The organism is Pseudomonas sp. CCC3.1, from assembly GCF_034347405.1.
Taxonomy (GTDB): Bacteria; Pseudomonadota; Gammaproteobacteria; order Pseudomonadales; family Pseudomonadaceae; genus Aquipseudomonas.
In genome coordinates this window covers 2,430,230-2,446,975 of the sequence record NZ_CP133778.1, presented here as the reverse complement: position 1 = coordinate 2,446,975, position 16,746 = coordinate 2,430,230, and the positions used below count along the sequence as shown (strand labels likewise).

The window sequence follows — 16,746 nt, the reverse complement described above, 5'->3', positions numbered from 1 at the left end:
CGGCATCCCGTTTTACGTTGATTACTATTGATGAGCCCATGACCTATCTGAATCAATCACGCAAGACACTCTGGAGCGTGGCGACACTGATCACCCTGAGCGTGTACACGGGCATCACCGCCTGGTTGTTGCACACCTCGACGAGCACTTCGGTCGAGGCGGCACCGGCGGCGATGATGATCGAACTGGCCGCCGTGCCCGTTGCTCAGGCGGTCGAAGAAGACCTGCAAGTGGCACCCGACAAACAGGTGCAAAAACAGATCAGCACACCGTCTGCCCAACCGCCCAAAGAGGTGGTGAAAAAAATCACCCCAGCGACCAAACCGTCCCCGGCCAAACAGGCCAAATCCCCGCTTAAAGACACAGCCCACGGCACCTACCAGAGCGCGCCCGAAGAAGGTTCGCAATTCCAGGCACCACCGAAAAAGCAGGATGAACAACCGGCCTCCTCGGCGACCACGGCACCGCCCAAACTCGACGCACAAACAGCTACCACCACCGCGGCGACACAATCTTCACGGGGCATGGCCGACCCGGCCTTGAAAGTGCAATGGGAAGCAGAGTTGCTGGCGCACCTGGAGCGTTTCAAACGCTACCCGCAGAACGCCCGTGATCGCGGTGACCGCGGCGTGGCTTACCTGCGTTTTGAAATCGACAGCAACGGCAAGGTCTTGAGCGCGAGCGTTATCCGTTCTGCCGGTTTTAGCGACCTCGACAACGCGACACTGGAGATGATCAACCGCGCCTCGCCAGTGCCACGTCCACCGGAAGGCAGCAAGCTGCGGTTCACGGTGCCGGTGGTGTTTTCGAAGTAAATGCGGCCATGTTGTTCACATTAGCGATCTCTGCCTCTGTGGGAGCAGGTTAGCTAAAGCGCTTCTCGAAATAGACCCGATCAAAACCCTCTTCCAGGCGGCGATCGATTTCGACGTAACCGAGACGCGGGTAGATGGCCAAATTGGCGGTCATCTTTGCATTGGTATAAAGGAGAACGCTGTGCAGGCGCAGTTGTTGCGCCTGCGTCTCGCAAAACTGAACCAGCGCCTTGCCGATACCTTTGCCCTGCCCCTTAGTTGAAACCGCTACATTTTCGAGAAACATGTGCTGGCCAACGACAAAGAACACGATAAACCCTTGCAAGTCATCGTGTTCATCGACGCAAACATGCACCTGGCCCGCTGCAATCTGCGCCGCAAAATCCGCGAGCATCGGGGCGGGTTTACGGCCTATGGCAGCAATATATTGCGTATAGGCATGTTCAGCACAGATGCGAATCTGGGCTTCATCGCTGGCAACTGCGGAGCGGATTTTGGCGTATTGGGTCATGCAGTAAACCTTCAGTTTTCCAATAGACGATAGAGTGATTGAGCGTGAGAAACGTGCAGGCCTGCACGCTGCAAATTTCGCCGACTTTGCGAGGAGGCCAACGCTGTTGCCGCGACTGTTACGGCGCCCTGTTCTCTGGCTTGCGCTATGCGGTGAGCGATAAGCGCTGCGTGAAACCCGCGACCGCGCATCCCCTTTTGAGTCACCGCAGTCCCCAGGTAAGCCACACCGTTGCTGGCAAGATACAGCGAAGCACCTGCCACCACCTTGTCCGCCTCTTGAATGACATAAATTTTCAACGCGTCGTTTGTGTGCAAATTGCCGAATGAGGCCTGACTGGCAGCACGTTGAGCGGGCTTGGTATGGAACCCGCTCGCATGGACTTCTGTAAAAGCGAGCAGGCTTTGCGGCGTGGCCTCTTGAATGTCGAACGCGTGCTGACCCAGTGTTGCGTGTTCGATGGCACACGCTAACTGCATGTGCGTCCAGCCCTTCAATCGCTCCAGTCGACGGCCTGCGACAGACATGAACGGCTCAAGCGATGAGACCGCTCCAAAGAGCGGCGTAACCACCGAATAAGCAGCGTTCTGCTGTAGCAGGTCGACCATGGCTTGCGGCTCTGCCGAGACATCGCCATGGATGCGATTGAACATCGGACTGGGGGCTGCTTTCACCTGAAAACAGGGAAAGGCGCCGTTAGCAAAAATGCGGGCTCCGTACGGATTGCCCTCTATTTGACCCACGTTGCGCACGCGAGCGCGCAAGTACTCTCGTTCAGCGGTTTCGATAGCGGTGGCGTTGATGACATCCATGTACAGGTGCTCCAGCAAATTGAAGTGCGTTGTGATCAAGCAATGCGATAGGCACAGCGTCGGGCACCCAACTGGATATGCTCCACGCGCTCGACTTTAGCCCGCAATACGTGCTCGAAGACCTGCAACTCTGCGCGGCAAAAGCCCTGACAGGCGGTGGCCGCGGCACAGATCGGGCAATGGTTCTCCACCAGGATCAAGGCGCCATCCGGCTGTTCGCTGCATTGGGCCATGTAGCCTTCGCGCGTACGCAACTGCGCCAATCGCTCGACTCGCGCTTTCAAGTCCACCAACCCTTCCATCTCCCGCTCATACAACGCCTGGGTCTGACGTTCACGGACATCGATCAAGCGGTCAATGGCGTCCTCGCCGAAGGTCTCGCGCACCGTCTGCAACAGTTGCACCGTCAGTTCCGAGTGCGTGTCAGGAAAGCGCGCATGCCCCGCCGCCGTCAAGTGCCAGACTTGCGTCGGGCGCCCGACTCCGCGCGCCTCTGAGTGGGCTTGCACCAGACCGCCCGCCGCCAGTTTCACGAGTTGCTGACGCGCAGCTTCGCCTGTCGTCCCCAGGAACTCGCCCGCATCACTGGCCAACTGCGGACCGCGCGTCTTGAGCAGATGCAGCAAACGATCTGCCGGGGAAGCTGGCGAATTTTCCAAGTCATTTCTTGACAAAATATTTAGCCTCGTCGCAATATTCAAAGCAATTGCTTGGCAAATTAACTCAACCCTGCCTTTGATGCAATTCGCCAGGTTTTAAACCAGCAAAATCAGAACAAGGAATCACTGATGCAAACCCAAGACAGCAACTGGGGAGAGTTACTCCTCGGCGAGAATGCGGCCCGCTCCATCGCGCTCTCAGGTGGCATAGCGCTCTATGCGACCAACACCTATATCGCGACCACCATTTTGCCGTCAGTGGTCGCCGAGATCGGCGGGCTGGAACTCTATGCGTGGAGCACCACGTTGTATGTGGTGGCCTCGATCCTGGGTTCCGCGCTTACCTCCAAGCTGCTGCAACGCACAGGCCCGCGCCTGGCTTACACAATCGCTACGTTGGTGTTTATGGTCGGTGTATTGATCTGCGCATTGGCGCCGAGCATGCCGGTGATGCTGGCGGGACGGCTGATTCAGGGACTGGGCGGCGGGATATTGCTGGCCTTGTGTTACTCGATGATCCAACTGGTATTCGAAGAGCGTCTGTGGCCACGTGCAATGGCACTGGTGTCAGGCATGTGGGGCGTCGCGACACTGGTCGGGCCGGCGGTGGGCGGCGTGTTCGCTGAAATGGACGCTTGGCGTCTGGCCTTTGGCTCGATGGTACCGATCAGCCTTGCGTACATCGTCCTCACCCACCGCGCGCTGCCGCCACGCGACACTGCGCCAGTCACTCAAAGTCGCCTGCCTGTGATGCAACTCGTACTGTTGGCCGCTGCGGTGCTGGCGGTGTGTTCTGGCAGCGTTTCGTCGCTGCCGAGTTGGAACTTGCTGGGCATCGCGGCCTGTGCGGTTCTGGTGTTTGTGCTGATTCGTCACGAATCCAGCGCCACGGTTCGTCTTCTGCCTAAAGACGCCTTTAAATTCAGCACGCCGCTGTGCGCGCTCTACGCCACCACCTGCCTGTTGGTGATCGGCATGAGCAGCGAGATCTTCATGCCGTACTTTCTGCAACACCTGCATGGGCAGTCGCCATTGATTGCCGGCTACATGACTGCATTAATGGCCGCAGGCTGGACCGTTGCCGAAATCCTCAGCTCCGGCTGGGCGGGCCGCAACACGCAGCGTGCCATTCTCGCGGGGCCGCTGTTTATCCTTTGCGGGTTGGTGATGCTGGCAATCACCACACCCATGGCAAGCCTGGGCGAATGGACACACCTGGCGCCTATCTGCATCGGGCTCTTCCTGGTGGGATTTGGCATAGGCCTGGGTTGGCCGCACCTGCTCACGCGCATCCTGCAAGTGGCTTCGGAGCGCGATAAAGACACGGCCGCCGCGTCGATTACCACCCTGCAACTGTTCGCCATGGCAATGGGCGCGGCATTGGCAGGCGTGATCGCCAACATGGCAGGGATTAATGATGCAACCGACAGTGTGGGCATCGCCAACGCGGCGCAATGGTTGTTTGGACTGTTTGCTCTGGCGCCAGTCTTGGCGCTGGTGATGGCGCGACGGGCAACGCGTCTATAAGTCCGTGCCGCAGGGTGAGTGAATGCGCATACAATTGCCATCATTCCTGCCTATCAGACAAACCGAACATTTTATGGCGCTCGACCCCCTCACCTTATTGACCCTCAGCATCGCACTGGCCGCTGCCGCCGCGTTTTATCTGGCCATTGAATGGCGCAGCGTCCGCGAACCTTCGCTGCTGTGCTGGAGCGCGGGTTTTGCAACGATTGCCGTGGGCTCGACCTTGGCGCTGTTGCGCAGCAGCGGGCTGCTGTTGATCGGCATCTGGTTCGCCAATGGCCTGCTGGTGGTTGCCCACTGGCTGTTTCTGCTGGGCGTGGCGCGCTTCACCCAGGCGCGCCTGTCACGGGGCTGGTACCTGACGTTCGTTATCTGGCCCGCGCTGCTGCTGATCCCGAATGAGCCGTCATGGTCGCGAATCATGCTACTGGCCAACTCACTGCTAGTGGCCGTGCTGACCCTCAAAGCCAGTTGGCTGCTGCGCCCTCACGGTAAATCGTTGAGCGTGGGGGCCGTGCAGTTGCGTTATGTGCTGTTGATCCATGGGCTGTTTTATCTCGCCAAAGCGTTAACCGCAGTGATACCCGGTGAACTGATCGACCTGGCGGCGTTCAGGGGCGAGATCATTCAGATTTCACTGGTCGAAGGGTCCATGGCAATCATGCTGATCGCATTATCGATGACCGGGACCGAGCGCTACCGGCGCGAAAAACTCATTGCCAGGCTGGCCGCCCGTGATCCATTGACCGCTCTGTACAACCGCCGCGCCCTCGAAATGCGTGCCCCGCCCTTGTTGAACGGGGTCTCGCCCACGCAACCGGGAGCCTTGCTACTGATCGACATCGACAACTTCAAACTGATCAACGACTTGTTTGGCCATACGGCGGGCGACCGGCTACTGGTGACATTGAGCGAAATCATTCGTGCAGTACTCCCAAAAGGCGCACTGGCCGCACGCTTGGGCGGCGACGAGTTCGTGATCCTGTTGAGCAACGCCTCAAGTGAGAGCATTGAGGCCCTGGGCAGTGCCCTGCGCGACCCGTTTTACCTCGCAACCTCACACACATTCGCCACCCCGCAAGCGGTGACCCTGAGCATCGGCGCCGAACTGTTTGACCGCCCACCCACCAGCCTTAGTGAACTGATCGAGCAGGGAGACGCCGCCCTGTACGCCTCCAAACGCGGAGGCAGGAATAGCCTGCGTCTGGTGGATAGGACGCAGGGTGAGTGAGGTTGGGTGGCGTGAATCAAGATTCAACACACTACGGGGCATAAGCGATCAATAAACCAGAGAACAATCATTACCGGGGGGCTGATTGCCATCCTGGTAGTATTCGATTATCCACTTCTCGGACAGCAACCTTGTTCTGATCGTTTGATCATCGGTAGCTCTCCAACTTCTGACATTCATACTGTAATTACTTGATTTCCCAATATTGCCCCACCTGGGTTTCCCTTACACGCAAACCACTTCTATTAGCAGGACGATTCCCACCGAACAAATCAAGAATGTCATTTATAACGGATTTAGACTCCGACACATAAGAATGATTTAAGAAATCCGTCTTAACAGCGCTCGCATCGATAAACTCCACGCCGCCATATACTTTTATAACCACTGGTACATCACCAGCGCGCTCATAAAAATGAAGCCTCTTGGAAGTCAGCAAAGCCATGTCTCTATTCGAAGCATACAAAGTAACCGGCGCCTTAGAGTCAGCTATTTTCGGGATAATGATGTCGACAAACTGTTCAGCGTCCACATCTGGGGCAGCCAAGACGACCTCTTTCAGTTTATAACGCAAATTAGGATGCTCAAGTTTTAAGCGCGCCAACGAACTCAAAACTGCTCTATTTCCCATGCTATGCGCAATTAGAAAAGTCTTTTTTATCTTAGGGTTAGAAAGATGATCGACAAGGAAATTATAAAATGCAGGCTCTGACCATTCGATGCTGGCCTCATCAGCAGCATACGAAAGCACCTTGCCATTTGCGGGCCAGCTAAAAAACAAGGGAACACCAGAGAACTTTAAATCATAAGCCATTTGCGCGGTGCGCTTTGCGGCATCAGCAAAACTGACGTTGTAGCCGTGCACAAACAGCAAAGTAGAATCCGACTTATTAACCAATCCCAAATCAAGCAATTTATCAAATTCTTGCTTACTGATCGTTTGTCCGTCCAAGAGCATCACATGCCTGTCAGGATCCTCCTTTAACTGATACCACCTCCTTTCCTCAATCACACCAACTTCATGTCCAACCGGAATAGAGACCATGCAATACCCGTATTTAGTATCACCAAAACTGCCTCGACGACCACTATATGCCTCTGCACAGTTCTCTGAGCCCAGCTGTTTTCTGTTTGTTGCAAACAAAACTTTAACAACCCCATGGGCAACATCAGTAGCTGGCCGAATAACCCCGGGTTCACTATTGTCGACTGCGCCTGTATTTACTCCATAGCCTGCGTTAGGCTCAGCTACACCGCCTTCACTAACAACTTCAGATGTTGCTTGACAACCATTCAAGAGAAATAAAATCATAATATGAAGGAGCAAAGTTGCTTTCATGATTTTTTCCTCGTTAATAAATTATCAAGATTATTATGGGCTAACATTACGATATGTCAAAAAGCCATCGCTTAGCGAAATTACGCCGTCCGATTTTGGGCAAATCTTAGGACATTAAAGGCAACCGTTTCTCCATCGGCTGATAGACCAGACCCGCGAACTCTCCCACGTCCCCTGACAGGACGAATCCATACTTTTCGTAAGCGGCTACCGAAGACAATGATGCCTTGACCGTCACTACCTCTCCTCTGGTGTGCTCCATTGCCGCTCTCATCAAGCGCATGCCGATGCCGTTACGCTGCCAGCCCGGCGCAACAAACAGCATCGCCACGTGGCGCCCTTCCTTGAGTTCGATCAACCCGGTAATCGTTCCATCCTCAACACAGACCAGTATCAGGTTACCCTCCATTCGTTCGGCGAACGCTTGCGCTGCTGCTACCTTGGCGAATGTTTCTACGCCCTGCGCCGACAGCGAAGGCGCAACGGCCTGCATGAATGCATCCATGCACAGGTTGCTGGCGCAAGGCAGGTCATCGTGGGTCAGTTTGCGTATCGGCATAGTCAGTCGTCCGTATCTGGAATCAGCAGATGGATATCCGCGTTAAAAATGCTCGAGGCTGACGTTGAGGCCAGCACGACCCGCCAAATCAATGATTTCTTCCAGCCGATCAGCGTCAACGATGAAGCCGTCGTAATTTTCACCTCCGGAATCGAGGTGCAGGTAACGTTTTCCAGACCGAGATAACCACTGATCAAAGTCGTTGAGCACTTCTGGCATAGAGGAATGGGCTTTGCACGCGAGGCCGTATGTCTCCTTTAAGCCACTGGCGCTCACCAGGTAGGGCACCTGATACTCGAATACGTCATAACTTTTCCAATCCACGCTAAGGAGGACGAGGTGTTCCAGTTTTTGTCCTTTCGAGTCATTCAATAACCCTTCAGTGAGGGCACTGGAAGGCTCATCTCCCATCGAATATCGACGCATTACTCGCCGGACAAGTCGGGCACCTTCTTTTTCTGGAGCGAGCGCCACCAACGTTTGGGCAAAAGACTCAAGCGCTTTTTTCTGCGCAGGATCGAGTCGAACGGGCTGTAGCTCTTTCATGACTACTGAAGCGCTAAGGTTGGTCTCCTCGGGTGGGGGCATGCTAAAGCGCCCACCAAACAACCGATCTAAAAAGCCCATACCACTCCCTGGAATGCCTGGAGGAAGACCGCCAGGTGCTGTCTTCCTTTATGTATTGCGGTTGAGCTTACTGTTGGTGCATGAGATTTGTCGATCAACTGCCTTATCGGCCTTCTCACATCCCTGTGATAACGTGGCCAACTGTCCACTTTGCAGCGTTTCATCCCATGACCCTTGCCGATAACCTTCTCGCCTTTACCTTCGCCGCCACGCTGTTGACGCTGACGCCAGGGCTCGATACGGCATTAGTGTTAAGGACCGCGACGGTTGAAGGCAAACAACAGGCGTTACGCGCCGCGCTGGGTATTAACGCAGGCTGCCTGCTATGGGGCGCAGCCGTGGCTTTTGGCCTGGGCGCTTTGATTGCGGTGTCGGAGCTGGCTTTCAATCTGTTGAAGTACTGCGGCGCGGCTTATCTGGCCTGGTTGGGTTTGAACATGCTTTTGCGCCCACGGACTTCGCTGTCTTCGGTTGAAACAGACGGCAAACCAAACGCTAACTGGTTTCTGAAGGGCATGCTGGGCAACCTGCTTAACCCCAAGATTGGTATTTTCTACGTCTCCTTCCTGCCTCAGTTCATTCCCCCAGGCCAACCACTGATTGCCTGGACATTTGGCTTGGTCAGTATTCATGTATTGATTGGTTTGATATGGGCTGCGGCGCTGATTGGTGCTACCCAGCCGCTTGCCGGTATTTTGCGGCGCGAGAAAGTGGTCACCTGGATGGACCGCACTACAGGCGTGATCTTTGTGCTGTTTGCCGTTCGGCTGGCCGTCAGCAAGCGTTGAGAACGGAACAACCCACGATTAGATTGACACTCTCCTCACCTGGAATATTGCCAACATGACGCCCCTCTTCTTGGGCAGTTGCCTTTGCGGTGCTGTCAAATACCAAATTTCTTCTCGGCCTGAGGTCATTTCTCACTGCCATTGCGGCCAGTGTCGCAAAAGCCACGGAGCGGCCTTTGCCAGCTATGGCAATGTGTTGCGCAAGGCGCTTGAGCTGACCCACGGTGCCGATAGCCTTAAGTCGTTCTCGTCTTCGGAGTCGGTGCTGCGTCAGTTTTGCGGCGAGTGCGGCTCATCGCTGTTCTGGTCATCCGCTCAGGGAAAATACGCCGACTGGATCTCGATTGCCCTAGGCACTCTGGACACACCGCTCGCCTGCGATAAACAAAAGCACATTTATGTGTCATCGAAGGCGGTGTGGCATGAAGTCACCGATGCCTGGCCGCAGCACCTGTGACGGCATTGATTTTAAATAGCAGGCCTGTGCCGGAAATTGGTCGCGGCGTATCGAGAGCTGTATCGAGGCGCTACGATCAATCGATCTTGAGTCGCACACATTAAAGGAAGGCTATGCACTCGCACACCGATACCCGTCCCGTTCACCAGGCCGCTTGCCATTGCGGCACTGTTCAATTCACCGTAAAGCTCACGAACGGCGTGAACACAGCGCTAAGGTGCAACTGCTCCTATTGCTCGATGCGCGGAGCTGTCGCGGTGTCGGTTGACCAGCAAGACATCGAGGTGTTGCAGGGCAAGGATGCGTTGACGCTCTACCAATTCCATACCCATGAAGCCAAGCACTACTTTTGCTCGCGCTGCGGGATCTACACATTCCATCAGCGTCGTTCATCACCTCTCCAGTACGGCGTTAATGTGGCGTGCATTGAAGGCATGAGCCCTTATGATTTTGCAGAAGTGCCGGTAAGTGATGGCCGGATGCACCCTAAAGACCGCGAGGGCGGCGGCAGCCGAGTCGCTGGCTGGATCCGCTACCAGGCCAATTTGAAAGCAGATTGATGCTACGCCAACACGCCTCGTGGGAGCTGTCGCAGGCATCAGCGTGGGATCAGCAACCGCGCAATACCACCTGTGGGCGCTCGCCTGCAAAGAAAAACGGCCGTAGACGTACACCCACGCTATTGCCGAGGCATGGATAATGACTATATCCATGACGCTGGTATAGAAAGAGAACGGCTCATTAAGAATCTCGGTTCGTTTGATTTCGATTAACGGTGAAGATGCCGAGTATCAGTGATGAGCCTCGCCTTCAGTGCGCGCCGTGCTCGACGGCCAGCATGACGCCAAAGCCGACCAACAACCCGCCGAAGGCTCGATCAATCCAGTGACGTATCGCCAACAGCTGCTTGCGCAAGGCGTCGGCCGAGAAGCACATGGCGACCAGGCCGAACCAGACCATATGGGCAACGGAGACAAACACCCCATAGCCTATTTGTACCTCCAGCGAGGTCTCAGGCCGCACCACCTGCATAAACAGGCTGATGATGAACACCATGGATTTGGGGTTCAAAGCATTGGTCAAAAAGCCATTACGTAACGCCACCCAATCCGACATCGGCACCACACTGCTATCGACTGTTGTCTCTCCCGGCCTGGAAAGCAGCATTTTCACGCCGAGGTAGACGAGATAGGCAGCACCGGCCAACTTGATCGCATTGAACAGCCAAAGCGACTGCTGTATCAGCACGCCGACGCCAATCAGGGTGTAGGTGACATGCACCAGTACGCCCAACCCAATACCGATGGCTGTCAGAACGCCCGCGCGACGTGACAGCAGCAAACTGTTGCGTGTCACCATCGCAAAATCCGGCCCCGGGCTGATAACGGCTAATACAGTGATGGTGATTACAGCTATCAATTCATTCATGGTTTATTCTTTTCGGCAGTCTCAATAAAACAAGATCCTAAAGGCGAATCGCGCTCCATGAATAACGATGTTTTCTGACCATTACGGTGAGCCAGACTCACCATCTCGCGACACGCGCCTGCCTTCCCTTTTGGCACTTCGCTGTTTCGAGGCGGCCGCACGCCTGGAAAACTTCACGCACGCAGCCGCCGAGTTGCACCTCACGCACGGCGCAATTAGCCGCGCCGTGCGTCTGCTGGAAGAAGAGCTGGGAGTTGCCCTGTTCGAGCGCCGCAGCCGTCGCGTGTTTCTGACAGATGCAGGCCGAACTCTGGCGCAGGCGGTAGGCGATGGACTGGGCGTGATACGTCAGGCCGTAGGCGTATTACGAGCCAGCGCTCGCAAAGAACGGCGTTGGGTGCTGTCGTGCGAACCAACGCTGTTGATGCGCTGGTTAATACCGCGCTGGCCAGCCTTCCAGGCCCAACATCCAGGAATCGACGTGCATCTGGTCGCTGGCGGCGGACCGTTTTCATTCAACAGCGGCATCGATCTCGCCATACGGCGCGATGACTTTTCTTGGCCTGAGCACTATTGCGCCGAGCCATTGTTCGCGGAGAAGACCGGGCCGGTCTGTCGTCCGGAAAAGGTCGATACCTGGTTCAATGAACACAACGAGCTGCGAAAGGACGCCGCGTGCCTGCACACGCGCACCCGACCGAGCGCCTGGGCAGATTGGGCGATGACTGCAAAACAGCCGCTACCACGTGGGCTGACGCAGACCTTCGAACACTTCTATTTCAGCCTGCAAGCCGCCGTGGCCGGGCTTGGCGTAGCGATGGCGCCCTGGCATCTGGTGCGGGACGACTTGGACAGCGGTTTGCTGACGGCGCCGCTGGGGTTTGTAGAAGACGGTTCGCGCTATTGCTTGTTGTCACCCCAGCCCGTGCAGCCCGGCAGCCCGCAGGCTGATTTACTGACCTGGCTGCGCGCTCAGGCGTGACCCCGGGCGTTCCTCCCTCCAGCAGAGCGGAGCCTTTTTATCCGGTACATGTCGCTGTCCGCATGGCTAAGCAGCGTGTCGGCATCTTCCCCATCTTCGGGATAACAGGCTACGCCGATACTGCATGACGGCATGTCGACCCTGTGGAACTCAGCGTCCAGCGGCTCGTCCATGATCGAGAGTATTTGCTGCACTTTCGTGGAAACCGCCTCTCTAGACTGGATACCCGTCAGTAGCACAACAAATTCATCCCCTCCGATGCGGGCCACGGTGTCTGTCTCTCTGACGCAGCCTTCGATCCGCCGGGCAATCGCACACAACACACGATCGCCCGCGGCATGCCCATGAACGTCATTGATCCCCTTGAAGTCATTGAGGTCCAGAAACAGTAGCGCCACGCTGCATGTGCCCCGACGTGCTACTCGCAGGGCTGCGCTGAGCCGATCAGTAAACAGCAATCGGTTGGTCAGCCCGGTCAGCGGGTCGTGGTGAGCGAGGAAATGCAGTGCCTCTTCAGCTTTTCTGAGGGCCGTCACATCCCGCGCCACACCAATCCGTGCATTGACCTGCTCAGACCAGAGCGCGGCCCACAAAATGTGCACGACAGTTCCATCCTTGCGGATAAATCGGTTGCGAAAATCGACATGGGACTGACCATTCATGACCCGGCCAATCGAGGCCCGTGTGATCGCCAGATCATCTGGATGCATATAGTCGGTGATCGCCGTTGCGGTCAGCTCAGCTGCACGATAACCGAGCAACGCCTCACAGGCATCACTCACAAAAACAATCTGATTGTTCGCATCGACCACAAAGACCGTGTCCAGCATCAGATGGATCAGTCTGGGGTATAGCGCTTCTAGATCAACGGGCATGGGTCTGAGAGTCCGGGGCAGATCACTTGATAGTAGCCGCAAGTTGTCGAGCACGAAGGCAGGAGGCTTTACAGCGATTTCCTGACTATGCCCCTGCCCGACTTGAATCTGAAGCCTGACAACCCAGCCACTTACGGATTTACTGCCCGCGTACCTGAACACACAGAGGGCGATGGCCTGTTGCGATAACTCGCGGGACTGAACGTTCGGGTCAGTACCAGCATCGACACAACCCCGACAATCAGCACGCACCACGCACTGACAAAGCTACCCGTGAGTTCACGCAGCCAGCCGGTCAACCACGGCGACACAGCGTTGATCAAAAAACCCACGCCTTGCACGAAGGCCGCCAACTGCCCGGCTTCCTGCGGTTCGCGACAATGGTCGAGGGTCAGTATCAGGCTCAAGGCGAAGCAAGCACCCAGCCCGAAACCAATCAATGCGACCCACAGATGTGGCATTTCAAGCGGCCACAGCACCAGCCCAAGAAACCCGACCGCCTGGGCGCCAAGGCTTATGGCCAGGAATGGACGCCGGTCAATGCCGTGTTGTGCCAAGGCTGGCATCACCAGTGCCGCAAGCACTTGAAAAATGGTCATAAAGGCCAGCAGCAAGCCACTTTGCGTCGCACTCCAGTTCATCTGCAGGTAATAAGCCGGCAGCCAGGCAACCATGCTCATGTAGCCACAGTTAACGAGTCCAAAGTACAGCGCCAGCAGCCAGGCCCGGCGGTTGCGCCCTGGGTGTTTGGACGGCCCATCGGGGCTCCGGGCAAAGCCTGCGAACGGCAATAGCCACCACAGCAACAGCGCCGCCAGTGCTGGCAATAACCAGACCCCAAGCCCAGCCTGCCAATGGCTGAAATGCCCGGCCACTACCGGGCTGAGTAACGCGGCCAACCCTCCACCGCCCATCAGCGACGCCGAATAGACACCCAAGGCCAACGCGACTTTGTGCTGAAACTGACGCTTAATCAGCGCCGGAACCAATGCCTGGATCAATGCAACACCGGCACCGCCCAACAAGGCCGTTGCCAATAGCACCTCTGCCTGATGCCCCAGCAAACGCCAGAAGCAAGCACCGAGAATCATCAGCAAACCCAGAGCCACACCGCGCCGCTCGCCCAGACGTGCCTCTATGCGCACGCCGAGCAAGGCCACAAGGCCCATGCAAATCACTGGCAGGCTGGTTAACCAGGCGCTGCTTTGAAAGCTCATGCCCGTGTCGCCGCGAATCTCCATCAACAGCGGACTGATGGAACTCAGGATCGGCCGCAGGTTAAGCCCCAAGGCAATGATCAACGCCCAACTGGCCAAGCTGCGCAGACGAGACTTAGCGTGCTGCATGGCGAGCCTGCCAGTTGCGATAGATCTCAGCCAGCTCAACGGCACGTTGCAAGTACTGTTGATCGTTGTGCATGAAGACTCCTTGTTGGGCCATCATTGCGCGCCAGCGTCGCGCAGCATGTTTGCGATAGCGATCTGGCCGCGACTTTGTGCCTGATACAAAGGGCTGCGGCCATTGCTGTCCGGCAGGTTCAGGTCTGCCCCGGCGTGGATGAGTTGGCCGACGATCTGCTGATGCGCCGGGCCGCCGTCGGCGAGCACGATGGCTTCCATCAAGCAGGTCCAGCCCAAACGATTGACGTGGTCAAGATCAACACCGGCTTCAATCAGCAGCCGCACCGTTTCGACATGGCCGCGTTCACAGGCCGGAATCAACGCGGTGCCACCGTAACGATTGGTGCTCTTCAAGTCCGCACCATGGGCCAGCGTCAGCTTGAGGATCTGGTTATAGCCACTGGCGCCAGCTAACAGATAGGGGCTGTCTTGCATCAGGTTTTTCTGATTAACGTCGGCCCCCGCCTCTACCAATGCCTGGGCGATTTCGACTTTGTTTTGCCGGGTAGCCAGCAGCAATGCACTGCTGCCATCCAACCCTTGCGCGCGAAGATCTGCCCCTTCAGCGATCAGTTGTTGCACGCGGGCCAGCTCACCGTCGCGCACCGCCGTCAGCACACTTTTTTCGCTCGCCATCACCCCTCCCATCGTCAGTACTCCCATCACCAAAATAGCGGTCGTCAGGCGTCCAGATTTAAACGTCAGGTTACCCATGGTCATTTTCTCTCTGCACACTTTCGGTCTGTACAACCCATGAAGAACGAGTATGGTCAGGCAGGCAGGTATTATGAAATTAAATATAGCCATGCCATTCAGTGGCAATGTGAATGGTGGCGTTAATGTTTGATCCAGTGCTGTTACGCAGTTTTGTCGCCGTTGCGGACTGCGCCAACTTCACCCGCGCAGCCCAACGGCTGCACCTCACTCAGTCCACGGTCAGCCAGCAAATACGCCGCCTGGAAGACGACCTCGGCTGCAAGCTGCTCGACCGCGAACAACGTCAGGTAATCGCCACGGCCGAGGGCGAACGATTTTTGGTTTATGCGAGACGTATCTTGGCGCTGCAGGAAGAGGCCCGAGATGTGCTGTTCAACCAGCAAAGCGCGGGGGTATTGCGCCTCGGCGTGCCCGAGGACTTTGCCGCAGAACGCATGATGCCCATGCTTTCGCGCTTCGGCCTGGAACATCCGGGCGTGCGCCTGGAGGTCACCAGCGGACTGGGGCCTGAGTTAATGCGGTTCTATCGCCGTGGCGAGTTCGACCTGCTATTGGTCAAGCAGATGGGGCGCAGCGATGATTGCCTGGCCTGTTGGCCAGAACCTTTGTGCTGGGTGGACAGCCGCTCGCAACCGGCGCTGGGACGCGATCCGTTGCCGTTGGTGGCGTTTCCTGTAGGAGGCCTGTACCGCAATGAAATGCTTCATCACCTGGAGGTGGGCGGCTGGCACTGGCGTATCAGTTACTCCAGTGCCAGCCTTGCCAGTGTCTGCTCGGCAGTGGCGGCAGGCCTGGGCATCAGCTTACTGCCACGCAGAGTGATCAGCGCCGAGCACCAAGTGCTGGACGCCAGCAGCGGCTTACCGGATATCCAGGGCATATTTCTGGCGCTCTATGGCCACAGCGGGCTCAGTCACGCAGGTCAGTTGCTGCAAGGGCATTTGCTCCAATTGTGTGATGCGCTTGCGCATACCGACTGATGCTGCTCAGCTCGCAACCGAGCGCAGCTTTTTTATCTGGTACATATCGTCATCCGCATGGCTGAGCAGCGTGTCGGCATCCACGCCATCTGCGGGGTAGCATGCCACGCCGATACTGCACGACGGCATTTGGATCCCCCCGAATTCAGCGCCCAGCGGCTCGGCCATGACCGCGATTATCTGTTCCACTTTGCTGGACGCGGCGTCCCGCGACTGAATATCGCTCAATAGCACTGTGAATTCATCGCCGCCTATGCGCGCTACCGTGTCCGTAGCCCTGACGCAGCCTTCGAGCCTGCGTGCAATCGCACACAGCACGCGATCACCCATTGCATGCCCATGAACGTCATTGATCTCCTTGAAGTCATTGAGATCCAGAAACAGCAGCGCGAACGTGTACTTGCCACGATGCGCTGCTCGCAGGGCCATACTGAGTCGATCATTAAACAGCAAGCGATTGGTCAACCCCGTCAGCGGGTCATGGTGAGCGAGAAACTCTAATTCTTCTTCGGCTTTTCTGAGGGCTGTCACATCGCGAGCAACACCGATGCGGGCACCGACTTCCTCAGACCAGAAAGCAGCCCACAGGATGTGCACCACACCGCCATCCTTGCGGACATAACGGTTGCGGAAGTCCATATGCGGCTGACCATTCATGACCCGGATAATCGAGGCTCGCGTTACCGTCAGGTCTTCGGGATGCATATAGTCGGTGATCGGTGTGCCGATCAGCTCTTCGGCACGGTAGCCAAGCAGCGTTTCACACGCATTGCTCACGAATACAATCTGATTGTCCCTATCGACCACAAAAACTGTGTCCAGCATCAGATGGATCAGTTTGGGGTAAAGCGCTTGCAGGTCAACAGCCATAAGTCAGAGCGTCCGGTTTATATAGTTTGATCATAGCCCGGTGGCAATTGATGACGGTCACTGGATTTCGAGCCGTTCATCGCAAGGTGCAAGGCTGGCGCATGATACGGGAGCCTCTGCTGACATCACAAAACGGGCAGTCAGCAGCATTGTCGCTGCACTGAGTGCC

19 protein-coding genes are annotated in these 16,746 nt (G+C 56.5%); 8 read left to right on the top strand and 11 right to left on the bottom strand.

The genetic code is table 11. The features are described 5' to 3' along the window. Positions 1-38: 38 nt before the first annotated feature. Positions 39-815 carry an energy transducer TonB gene (locus tag RHM56_RS11145; RefSeq protein ID WP_322241235.1) on the top strand — a complete coding sequence of 259 codons (777 nt, stop codon included), beginning with the start codon at positions 39-41 and terminating at the stop codon, positions 813-815. A 49-nt stretch (positions 816-864) separates the two neighbouring features. Here the strand turns inward: RHM56_RS11145 and RHM56_RS11140 are convergent, their stop codons facing one another. Genes RHM56_RS11140 through RHM56_RS11130 form a run of 3 tightly spaced genes read right to left on the bottom strand, consistent with a single transcriptional unit; the run spans position 865 to position 2,797 of the window. Further along, positions 865-1,326, bottom strand: a complete 462-nt coding sequence (locus RHM56_RS11140; protein ID WP_322241234.1) for a GNAT family N-acetyltransferase — start codon at positions 1,324-1,326, stop codon at positions 865-867. A gap of 11 nt (positions 1,327-1,337) precedes the next feature. Next, entirely contained in the window at positions 1,338-2,138 is an 801-nt protein-coding gene (locus tag RHM56_RS11135; protein ID WP_322241233.1) for a GNAT family N-acetyltransferase, read from the bottom strand. A gap of 35 nt (positions 2,139-2,173) precedes the next feature. Further along, positions 2,174-2,797, bottom strand: a complete 624-nt coding sequence (locus RHM56_RS11130) for a metalloregulator ArsR/SmtB family transcription factor (RefSeq protein ID WP_322241232.1) — start codon at positions 2,795-2,797, stop codon at positions 2,174-2,176. A 129-nt stretch (positions 2,798-2,926) separates the two neighbouring features. Between RHM56_RS11130 and RHM56_RS11125 the strand changes: the two genes are divergently transcribed. Then, positions 2,927-4,324: an MFS transporter gene (locus RHM56_RS11125; RefSeq protein WP_322241231.1), complete on the top strand. Its 1,398-nt coding sequence runs from the start codon at positions 2,927-2,929 to the stop codon at positions 4,322-4,324. 73 nt (positions 4,325-4,397) lie between these two features. Further along, positions 4,398-5,555: a GGDEF domain-containing protein gene (locus tag RHM56_RS11120; protein WP_322241230.1), complete on the top strand. Its 1,158-nt coding sequence runs from the start codon at positions 4,398-4,400 to the stop codon at positions 5,553-5,555. A 187-nt stretch (positions 5,556-5,742) separates the two neighbouring features. Here the strand turns inward: RHM56_RS11120 and RHM56_RS11115 are convergent, their stop codons facing one another. From RHM56_RS11115 to RHM56_RS11105, 3 genes are all read right to left on the bottom strand, one after another. Beyond that, the gene (locus tag RHM56_RS11115; RefSeq protein ID WP_322241229.1) at positions 5,743-6,894 is read right to left on the bottom strand and encodes an alpha/beta hydrolase; all 1,152 of its coding nucleotides are present in this window, start codon (positions 6,892-6,894) and stop codon (positions 5,743-5,745) included. A 106-nt stretch (positions 6,895-7,000) separates the two neighbouring features. Next, positions 7,001-7,453 (bottom strand): GNAT family N-acetyltransferase, encoded by a 453-nt coding sequence (locus RHM56_RS11110; RefSeq protein WP_322241228.1) that lies wholly within the window; start codon positions 7,451-7,453, stop codon positions 7,001-7,003. Positions 7,454-7,495: 42 nt separating this feature from the next. After that, positions 7,496-8,080: a hypothetical protein gene (locus RHM56_RS11105; protein WP_322241226.1), complete on the bottom strand. Its 585-nt coding sequence runs from the start codon at positions 8,078-8,080 to the stop codon at positions 7,496-7,498. 167 nt (positions 8,081-8,247) lie between these two features. Here RHM56_RS11105 and RHM56_RS11100 point away from each other — a divergent pair, with 167 nt between their 5' ends. The 3 genes from RHM56_RS11100 to RHM56_RS11090 all read left to right on the top strand — a co-directional run bounded on the left by RHM56_RS11100 (position 8,248) and on the right by RHM56_RS11090 (position 9,885). Beyond that, positions 8,248-8,868, top strand: coding sequence for a LysE family translocator (locus RHM56_RS11100; protein ID WP_322241225.1), 621 nt, complete (start codon positions 8,248-8,250; stop codon positions 8,866-8,868). 55 nt (positions 8,869-8,923) lie between these two features. Next, positions 8,924-9,325 (top strand): GFA family protein, encoded by a 402-nt coding sequence (locus RHM56_RS11095; RefSeq protein ID WP_322241224.1) that lies wholly within the window; start codon positions 8,924-8,926, stop codon positions 9,323-9,325. Positions 9,326-9,438: 113 nt separating this feature from the next. Continuing rightward, the gene (locus RHM56_RS11090) at positions 9,439-9,885 is read left to right on the top strand and encodes a GFA family protein (protein WP_322241223.1); all 447 of its coding nucleotides are present in this window, start codon (positions 9,439-9,441) and stop codon (positions 9,883-9,885) included. A gap of 250 nt (positions 9,886-10,135) precedes the next feature. On the opposite strand, the gene RHM56_RS11085 is transcribed toward RHM56_RS11090, so the two are convergent. Further along, entirely contained in the window at positions 10,136-10,753 is a 618-nt protein-coding gene (locus tag RHM56_RS11085; RefSeq protein ID WP_322241222.1) for a LysE family translocator, read from the bottom strand. 67 nt (positions 10,754-10,820) lie between these two features. On the opposite strand from RHM56_RS11085, the gene RHM56_RS11080 reads away from it, so the two are divergent. Next, complete coding sequence (locus RHM56_RS11080) at positions 10,821-11,735, top strand: LysR family transcriptional regulator (protein WP_322241220.1); 915 nt, start codon at positions 10,821-10,823, stop codon at positions 11,733-11,735. On the opposite strand, the gene RHM56_RS11075 is transcribed toward RHM56_RS11080, so the two are convergent. The 3 genes from RHM56_RS11075 to RHM56_RS11065 all read right to left on the bottom strand — a co-directional run bounded on the left by RHM56_RS11075 (position 11,726) and on the right by RHM56_RS11065 (position 14,724). Then, complete coding sequence (locus tag RHM56_RS11075; RefSeq protein ID WP_322241218.1) at positions 11,726-12,610, bottom strand: sensor domain-containing diguanylate cyclase; 885 nt, start codon at positions 12,608-12,610, stop codon at positions 11,726-11,728. The two genes, RHM56_RS11080 and RHM56_RS11075, sit on opposite strands and share 10 nt — an antisense overlap. Before the next feature lie 131 nt (positions 12,611-12,741). Further along, positions 12,742-13,956 carry a CynX/NimT family MFS transporter gene (locus RHM56_RS11070; protein WP_322241217.1) on the bottom strand — a complete coding sequence of 405 codons (1,215 nt, stop codon included), beginning with the start codon at positions 13,954-13,956 and terminating at the stop codon, positions 12,742-12,744. Between the two features lie 93 nt (positions 13,957-14,049). Next, positions 14,050-14,724 carry an ankyrin repeat domain-containing protein gene (locus RHM56_RS11065; protein WP_416194914.1) on the bottom strand — a complete coding sequence of 225 codons (675 nt, stop codon included), beginning with the start codon at positions 14,722-14,724 and terminating at the stop codon, positions 14,050-14,052. Between the two features lie 125 nt (positions 14,725-14,849). On the opposite strand from RHM56_RS11065, the gene RHM56_RS11060 reads away from it, so the two are divergent. Then, entirely contained in the window at positions 14,850-15,707 is an 858-nt protein-coding gene (locus tag RHM56_RS11060; RefSeq protein WP_322241216.1) for a LysR family transcriptional regulator, read from the top strand. Positions 15,708-15,713: 6 nt separating this feature from the next. Here the strand turns inward: RHM56_RS11060 and RHM56_RS11055 are convergent, their stop codons facing one another. Continuing rightward, positions 15,714-16,577: a sensor domain-containing diguanylate cyclase gene (locus tag RHM56_RS11055; protein ID WP_322241215.1), complete on the bottom strand. Its 864-nt coding sequence runs from the start codon at positions 16,575-16,577 to the stop codon at positions 15,714-15,716. Positions 16,578-16,746: the final 169 nt, after the last annotated feature.